The sequence below is a fragment of the Pseudomonas sp. NPDC088429 genome, from assembly GCF_044753305.1.
Lineage (GTDB): Bacteria > Pseudomonadota > Gammaproteobacteria > Pseudomonadales > Pseudomonadaceae > Aquipseudomonas > Aquipseudomonas rustica.
On the sequence record NZ_JBIVMX010000109.1, the window covers coordinates 1 to 8,467 of the forward strand.

Below are 8,467 nucleotides of genomic sequence, written 5' to 3' on the forward strand. Positions count from 1 at the left end.
CGGTGATGATGGAGCCTGCCTGAAGGTTCAGGGTTTTTAGGCTTTCTTCAAAGAGTTCCGCAAAGCTTTCGCTCATTTTAATTCCTGTAAATGAGGGCGAAGGATACGCCCATCTCCACACCCCAGACGGTGTGGGTTAGTTTCATATAGAAGAAGCGCCGCAGGACTATGACTGGTCCCCTGTGGCCTTCTTGGTCACCCGGCGATATCGCGAATGGCGATCTCGCTCATGATGCGTTCAAGCACCTGATCGATGGACAACTCCGTGGAATCCAGCTGTATGGCGTCAGCCGCCGGCTTAAGCGGGGCTACCGCTCGCTGGGTGTCACGCTCGTCGCGCGCACGGATCTCATCTAGCAGACTCGACAGACTAACACCCTCGACTTTGCCCTTCAACTGCAAATATCGACGGCGCGCTCTCTCCTCGGCACTGGCGGTCAGGAAAATCTTCAGCGGTGCGCTTGGAAAAACCACGGTGCCCATATCGCGACCATCCGCGACAAGGCCCGGCGCTTCCTGGAAAGCCCGCTGGCGCTGCAGCAGCGCCTCGCGCACGGCTGGCAATGCAGCCACTTGAGAAGCACCGGAACCGACGCTTTCAGTGCGGATGACATCGCTGACTTCATCACCTTCCAGAATGATGCGTTGCAACTGACCGTCGGTCGCCGCAATAAACTGAACATCCAGATGAGCGGCGAGTTTCTTCAGCAGCTCTTCATTGGTCAGATCAACACCATGGTTGTGCGCAGCAAATGCCAGCAAACGGTACAGCGCACCGGAATCCAGCAGGTTCCAGCCCAGACGCTTGGCCAGAATCCCGGCTACGGTGCCTTTGCCCGAGCCGCTTGGCCCATCAATGGTGATGACCGGTGCAATGTTGTTCACGACTGAGCCTCTTGTGCCACACGAATACCGACCTGCCCGCACAGCGCGAGGAAGTTCGGGAACGATGTCGCGACGTTGGCGCAATCATGGATGCGGATCGGTGCAGTGGCGCGCAGCGAGGCCACACTGAAAGCCATGGCAATACGGTGATCGCCGTGACCATGCACTTCGCCGCCGCCGATCTGGCCGCCGTCGATGATGATGCCGTCCGGGGTCGGTTCGCACTTGACGCCCAGCGCCAGCAAACCGTCCGCCATGACCTGAATGCGATCCGATTCCTTGACCCGCAACTCTTCAGCGCCGGTCAGTACGGTGCGCCCTTCGGCACAGGCGGCCGCCACGAACAGCACCGGGAATTCGTCGATCGCCAGTGGAACCAGCTCTTCCGGAATCTCGATGCCTTTAAGTTTAGCTGCCCGCACGCGCAGGTCAGCCACAGGCTCGCCGCCGACTTCACGCTGGTTTTCCAAAGTGATGTCAGCACCCATCAGGCGCAGGATGTCGATAACGCCAGTACGGGTCGGGTTGATGCCGACGTGCTCAAGCACCAGCTCCGAACCTTCAGCAATCGAGGCCGCCACAAGGAAGAACGCCGACGACGAGATGTCGCCCGGGACTTCAATGTGGGTCGCCGTCAGTTTGCCGCCGGATTCAACCGAAGCCGTAGCGCCTTCAACGCTGACCGGGTAGCCGAAGCCGCGCAGCATGCGCTCGGTGTGATCGCGAGTCGGAGCCGGCTCGGTCACAGTGGTTTTGCCTTCAGCGTACAGACCGGCGAGCAGCAGGCAGGATTTCACCTGAGCGCTGGCCATCGGCATGGTGTAGGTCAGGCCTTTGAGCTTGTGCCCGCCACGAATAGTCATCGGCGGACGACCTTCAGCAGCGGTTTCGATCACGGCACCCATTTCTCGCAGCGGATTGGCCACGCGATTCATTGGACGCTTGGACAGCGAGGCATCGCCGGTCAAAGTGCTGTCGAAGTTCTGCGCAGCCAACAGTCCGGAGAGCAGACGCATCGAGGTACCGGAGTTGCCCAGATAGATCGGGCCCGGCGCCGGTTTCAGACCGTGCAGGCCGACACCGTGGATGGTCACGCGGCCGTGGTGCGGGCCTTCGATGACCACGCCCATGTCGCGGAACGCCTGCAAGGTCGCCAGGGCGTCTTCGCCCTCAAGGAAGCCTTCGACTTCGGTGACGCCTTCGGCCAGCGAACCGAGCATGATCGAACGGTGAGAAATGGATTTGTCGCCCGGTACGCGAATCCGACCGGACAGGCGGCCACCAGGTTGAGCCAGGAAGATCAGATCGTTGGAATTCATAGCGTCCACATAGGCCCTGCGGGCCAGGATTTTACTGAAATGCTCGCGGGCAACCCGGGCGCGCGTAAAGACGCCCAACAATTGGTGCCCATCCCCTGCATCGACCGCGTCGCGCAAGGCGTCGAGGTCGCTGCGAAATGTATCGAGTGTGCGCAGAACAGCCTCGCGGTTAGCGAGGAAGATGTCGTGCCACATCACCGGGTCGCTTCCGGCGATTCTTGTGAAATCGCGAAAACCACCGGCAGCGTAACGGAAGATCTCAAGGTTTTCATTGCGCTTGGCCAACGAATCGACCAGACCGAAAGCCAGCAAGTGTGGCAGATGACTGGTCGCGGCCAGCACTTCATCGTGACGCTCGACCTGCATGTGCTCGACGTCGGCACCCAATTCGCGCCACAGACGATCAACCACAGCCAATGCGGCCGGATCGGTTTGCTCAAGCGGCGTGAGGATCACTTTGTGACGACGGAACAGTTCGGCATTGGAGGCTTCCACCCCGCTCTGCTCGGAACCGGCGATCGGATGGCCCGGCACGAAACGCGGCGGCATCGCGCCAAACGCTTCGGTTGCCGCGCGCACCACATTGCCTTTGGCGCTACCGACGTCGGTCAGAATCGCCTGCCCGAGATCCATGCTCGCCAGACGCGCGAGCACTTTTTCCATCGCCAGAATCGGCACCGCCAGTTGAATCACGTCAGCGCCTTGGCATGCAGCGGCCAAGTCATCCTCACAACGATCGACCACACCCAACTCAACCGCGAGCTTGCGCGATTGCGGATCGAGATCGACCCCGACCACTTCGCGGCACACACCGCTTTCACGCAAGCCTTTGGCAAACGAACCACCGATCAACCCCAGACCGACCACCACAAGGCGACCGATCATAGGTGCAGCAGATTGCAGTGCAGTGACATCACCCACGAGCCAGAACCTTGCGCAGCGCTTCGAGGAAGCGGCTGTTTTCCGCTGGCAGACCGATGGTCACTCGCAGGTGATTCGGCATGCCGTAATTGGCCACCGGACGCACGATCACACCTTCGCGCAGCAAACCCTGGAATACCGGAGCTGCAACTTGTGCGAGATCGACGCAGATGAAATTGCCCTTGGATTCGATCCAGTTCAGGCCCAGCTCACGGAAACCGGCTTGCAGCTGCTGCATGCCCGATTCGTTGAGCTGACGGCTTTGCGCCAGATATTCTTCGTCTTTCAGCGCTGCGCAGGCTGCTGCCAAGGCGAGGCTGTTGACGTTGAACGGCTGGCGAACACGGTTGAGCACATCGGCGACAACCGGGGTCGACAGACCGTAACCAACGCGCAATGCCGCCAGACCATAAGCCTTGGAGAAGGTGCGCGACACCAGCAGATTCGGGTACGCGGCGAGGAAATCCAGACCATCCGGCAGATCGCTGCCTTCGGCGTACTCAATGTAAGCCTCGTCCAGCACCACCAACACATGCTCCGGAACATCCTGCAGGAACTCGTCCAACGCTTCAGCGCCGAACCAGGTGCCAGTCGGGTTGTTCGGGTTGGCGATGAACACCACGCGGGTGTTGGCATCGATTGCCGCCAGCATCGCAGGCAGGTCATGCCCCCAATCCTTGGCCGGCACCACTTTGGCTTGCGCGCCGACCGCCTGAGTGGCAATTGGGTACACAGCGAAAGCGTGCTCACTGAACACCGCATTCAGGCCCGGCGCCAGATAGGCGCGCGCGACCAGCTCAAGAATATCGTTGGAACCGTTACCCAAGGTGACCTGGTTCAGCTCGACACGGCATTGCTCGGCCAGCAGGGATTTCAGCGCGAAACCGTTGCCGTCCGGGTAACGAGTCAACTCAGCCAGCTCTTCGCGGATCGCCGCCAAGGCTTTCGGGCTGGCGCCCAGCGGATTTTCATTGCTCGCCAGTTTGACGATTTTTGCCGGATTCAGATCCAGCTCGCGCGCCAGTTCGTCCACAGGCTTGCCCGGAACGTACGGCGAAAGTTGTTGCACGCCCGGCTGTGCCAGAGCGAGGAAGTTGCCACTCATTTGCTACCGCCCCTTAGAGAACTGCTTTCGGGTAGGAACCCAGCACTTTGAGTGCTACTGCTTCCTGACTGATCTTTTCCAGCACACCTTTGATCAACGGATCACGGTGGTGGCCGACGAAGTCGATGAAGAACACGTAGGTCCATTTACCGCTGCGCGATGGACGGGTTTCGATGCGGGTCAGGTCGATCCCGTTGTCGTGGAACGGCACCAGCAGCTCGTGGAGCGCGCCGGGTTTGTTGCTCATCGACACGATGATTGAAGTCTTGTCGTCGCCGGTCGGCGGCACTTCCTGGTTACCAATCATCAGGAAGCGCGTCGAGTTGTCCGGACGATCTTCGATCTTCTCGGCCAGACGCGTCAGGCCATACAGACCGGCCGCCATGTCACCGGCAATCGCCGCCGAATTCCACTCACCTTTAACCCGCTTGGCGGCTTCAGCGTTGCTCGACACCGCGACGCGTTCGACATTCGGGTAATGCGCGTCCAGCCACTTACGGCACTGGGCCAGCGACTGTGCGTGGGAATAGATGCGGCTGATGCTGTCGGTCTTGGTGTTTTCACCGACCAACAGGTGATGGTGAATGCGCAGCTCGACTTCGCCACAGATGACCATGTCGTGTTCGAGAAAGCTGTCCAGCGTGTGATTGACCGCGCCTTCGGTGGAGTTCTCCACCGGCACCACGCCAAAATTCACCGCACCGGCGGCGACTTCACGGAACACTTCGTCGATCGCCGCCATCGGCTTGCTGATCACCGCGTGACCGAAGTGTTTCATGGCTGCCGCTTGGGTGAAGGTGCCCTCAGGGCCGAGGTAAGCCACTTTCAGCGGCTGCTCGAGCGCCAGGCACGACGACATGATTTCACGGAACAACCGCGCCATCTCTTCGTTGCCCAGCGGCCCCTGATTGCGCTCCATCACACGCTTGAGCACCTGAGCTTCACGCTCAGGACGATAGAACACCGGCACTTCGCCTTCGGCCAGCGAGGCCATCTTTACTCGCGCGACTTCCTGGGCGCAACGCGCACGCTCACTGATCAGCTCCATGACTTTGGTGTCCAGAGCGTCAATGCGAACGCGCAGTGCCTTGAGTTCTTGCTCGGACATCAGCCGTGTTCCTTCTCGAATTCAGCCATGTACGCCACCAGCGCGTTGACCGCAGTGATGTCGACAGCGTTATAGATGGAGGCGCGCATACCGCCCACAGAGCGGTGACCCTTCAGGTTAAGCAGACCGCGCGCTTCGGCACCAACCAGGAACGGCTTGTCCAGACGATCATCGGCCAGACGGAATGGCACGTTCATCCACGAGCGATCCGATTTGTTGATCGGGTTGCTGTAGAGGCCGCTGGCGTCGATGAAGTCGTACAGCGTGCGCTGCTTGACGTCGTTGAGTTTGGCGATCGCCTCAACGCCGCCCTGCTCTTTCAGCCACTGGAACACCAGACCGGACAGGTACCAGGCCAGGGTCGGCGGGGTGTTGTACATCGAGCCGTTATCCGCCGCGACTTTGTAGTCGAGCATGGTCGGGCACAGCGCACGCGCCTTGCCGAGCAGGTCTTCGCGGATGATGTTGACGACGATGCCACTCGGGCCGATGTTCTTCTGGGCGCCGGCGTAGATCATGCCGAAACGCGAGATATCGACAGGACGCGACAGTATGTCCGAAGACATGTCAGCCACCAGCGGCACGTCACCGACTTCCGGGATCCACTGGAATTCCAGACCGCCGATGGTTTCGTTCGGCGCGTAGTGAACGTAAGCGGCGTCTTTCGACAGGTTCCACTCGTTCTGGCCCGGGATGGCGAAATAGTCGTAAGGCTTGGCGGTGGCGGCGACGTTGACGTGGCCGTAGCGCGAGGCTTCTTCGATGGCTTTCTGCGACCAGATACCGGTGTCGATATAGTCGGCAGAACCGTCTTCAGGCAACAGGTTCAGTGGAATCTGCGCGAATTGCTGGCTGGCGCCACCTTGCAGAAACAGCACTTTGTAGTTCGACGGGATATTCAGCAGGTCACGCAGATCCTGCTCGGCCTGGGTGGCAATGGACACGAACTCATCGCTGCGATGGCTCATTTCCATGACCGACAGACCCTTGCCGTGCCAATCAAGGAGTTCACCCTGGGCGCGCTGCAGGACAGCTTCAGGAAGCGCCGCAGGACCGGCGCAGAAGTTATAGGCTCGCTTGCTCACATCCAATCTCGCTCTGATTTGGTGGTCACTTAAATCTTTTGGTCTGCGGATGATCGTTCCCACGCTCTGCGTGGGGATGCATCCAATGACGCTCTGCGTCATGGGACGCGGAGCGTCCCGAGCGGCATTCCCACGCAGAGCGTGGGAACGATCCCGTACAGTGTTGCAAATTTTCAAACAGGACAAATAACAAGGGGGCGAATTCTCATCCGCCCCCTTGCTTGTCCGCTTATTCTTGCGGTTCTTCGTCTGCTGCGGCGTCGAGTTGCTGGTCTTCACCGGCATCGTCGTTTACGACAGTGCCTTCGAATTCCTCGCCCTCTTCCCCTTCAAGCTCTTCGCCTTCGACTTCCGAAGGTTCCTGAACCCGCTCCAGACCGACCAGGGTTTCATCCTTGGCCAGTTTGATCAGCGTCACACCTTGGGTGTTACGGCCCAGGCTCGACACTTCGTCGACACGGGTACGCACCAGGGTGCCCTGATCGGAGATCAGCATGATCTCTTCACCGTCCTGCACCTGAACCGCACCGACCAGACGGCCGTTACGCTCGTTGCTGACCATGGCGATAACGCCCTGACCGCCACGCTTGTACTCAGGGAACTCGGTGATCGCCGTACGCTTGCCGTAGCCGCGCGCCGAAGCAGTGAGAATTTCGCTGCCTTCTTCCGGAATCAGCATGGAGATCAGCTTCTGCCCTTCTGGCAGACGCATGCCACGCACACCGCGGGCGGTACGGCCCATGGCGCGAACTTCGGATTCCTTGAAGCGCGTTACCTTGCCGCCGTCGGAGAACAGCATGATTTCCTGCTCGCCGTCGGTGACAGCTGCAGAGATCAGGATGTCGCCTTCGTCCAGTTCCAGCGCGATCAGACCAACGCTGCGCTGACGGCTGAAGGCCACCAGCGGCGTCTTCTTGACCGTACCGTTGGCGGTCGACATGAAGATGAACGGCGCTTTTTTACGATCAGCAGCCTTGATACGGGCACGACGTTCTTCGTCGGTCTCGTTGCTGTTTTCGATTTCCTCCACATCAACCTCAACGCCTTCAGCCTCTTCTTCTTCAGCCTGACGCTTCATGGCTTCGAGATCGACCGGCAGCATGGTGGTGATGTATTCGCCTTCGCTCAATGGCAGAAGGTTGACCAGCGGACGACCACGGGCAGCGCGGGACGCTTCCGGGATTTCGTAGGTCTTGAGCCAGTACACCTTGCCTTTGCTGGAGAACAGCAGCAGCGTGGTGTGGCTGTTGGCAACCAGCAGGTGAGCGATGTAGTCCTCATCCTTGACGCCGGTCGCCGATTTGCCTTTGCCGCCACGACGCTGAGCCTGGTACGCAGCCAATGGCTGGGTCTTGGCGTAGCCACCGTGGGAGATGGTCACAACGCGCTCTTCTTCCGGGATCATGTCGCCCAGTGTCAGATCGAGACGGGCATCGAGAATTTCGGTGCGGCGCACGTCGCCGTATTCGGCACGAATCACTTCCAGCTCTTCGCGGATCACTTCCATCAGGCGCACAGCGCTGTTGAGGATGCGGATCAGCTCGCCGATCTGGTTGAGGATCTCTTGATACTCGGCCAGCAGTTTTTCGTGTTCCAGACCGGTCAGACGGTGCAGACGCAGTTCCAGAATGGCTTGCGCCTGTTCTGGCGACAGGAAGTATTTGCCTTCGCGCAGACCGTATTGCGGATCGAGGTTTTCCGGACGGCACGAATCGGCACCGGCACGTTCAACCATCGCGACCACGGCCGAGGATTCCCACGGCGTGCTGATCAGCGCTTCTTTAGCTTCCGACGGGGTCGGCGAGGCTTTGATCAGGGCGATAACCGGGTCGATGTTCGACAGGGCAACGGCCTGACCTTCGAGGATGTGACCACGCTCGCGCGCTTTGCGCAGTTCGAACACGGTACGACGGGTAACCACTTCGCGACGGTGACGGACGAAGGCTTCCAGCAGGTCCTTGAGGTTCAGGATGCGTGGGCGGCCGTCGATCAGCGCAACGCTGGTGATGCCGAACACCGATTGCAGCTGGGTCTGGGCGTAGAC

General features: G+C 59.9%; 6 protein-coding genes. All 6 read right to left on the reverse strand.

Going from position 1 to position 8,467, the window contains the following annotated elements; genetic code table 11:
• Positions 1-195 precede the first annotated feature (195 nt).
• Positions 196-885, reverse strand: a complete 690-nt coding sequence (gene cmk, locus ACIP66_RS27470; RefSeq protein ID WP_159811537.1) for a (d)CMP kinase — start codon at positions 883-885, stop codon at positions 196-198.
• On the reverse strand, positions 882-3,089 hold the full coding sequence (locus ACIP66_RS27475; protein WP_053123303.1) for a bifunctional prephenate dehydrogenase/3-phosphoshikimate 1-carboxyvinyltransferase: 2,208 nt from the start codon (positions 3,087-3,089) through the stop codon (positions 882-884). The genes cmk and ACIP66_RS27475 overlap by 4 nt, the downstream gene beginning before the upstream one ends.
• Before the next feature lie 28 nt (positions 3,090-3,117).
• Positions 3,118-4,230, reverse strand: coding sequence for a histidinol-phosphate transaminase (hisC, locus tag ACIP66_RS27480; RefSeq protein ID WP_400652316.1), 1,113 nt, complete (start codon positions 4,228-4,230; stop codon positions 3,118-3,120).
• 13 nt (positions 4,231-4,243) lie between these two features.
• Entirely contained in the window at positions 4,244-5,338 is a 1,095-nt protein-coding gene (gene pheA / locus ACIP66_RS27485) for a prephenate dehydratase (protein ID WP_007908404.1), read from the reverse strand.
• Positions 5,338-6,423 (reverse strand): 3-phosphoserine/phosphohydroxythreonine transaminase, encoded by a 1,086-nt coding sequence (serC, locus tag ACIP66_RS27490; RefSeq protein WP_400652319.1) that lies wholly within the window; start codon positions 6,421-6,423, stop codon positions 5,338-5,340. Before serC ends, pheA begins: the two co-directional genes overlap by 1 nt.
• Before the next feature lie 229 nt (positions 6,424-6,652).
• Positions 6,653-8,467: DNA gyrase C-terminal beta-propeller domain-containing protein (locus ACIP66_RS27495; protein WP_400652322.1), on the reverse strand; the 1,815-nt coding region annotated here is incomplete at its 5' end.

Bases quoted from the DNA above. Each gene is read 5' to 3' on its own strand.
- pheA (WP_007908404.1), bottom strand. From the start codon at position 5,338: ATGTCCGAGCAAGAACTCAAGGCACTGCGCGTTCGCATTGACGCTCTG.
- ACIP66_RS27475 (WP_053123303.1), bottom strand. From the start codon at position 3,089: ATGATCGGTCGCCTTGTGGTGGTCGGTCTGGGGTTGATCGGTGGTTCG.
- hisC (WP_400652316.1), bottom strand. From the start codon at position 4,230: ATGAGTGGCAACTTCCTCGCTCTGGCACAGCCGGGCGTGCAACAACTT.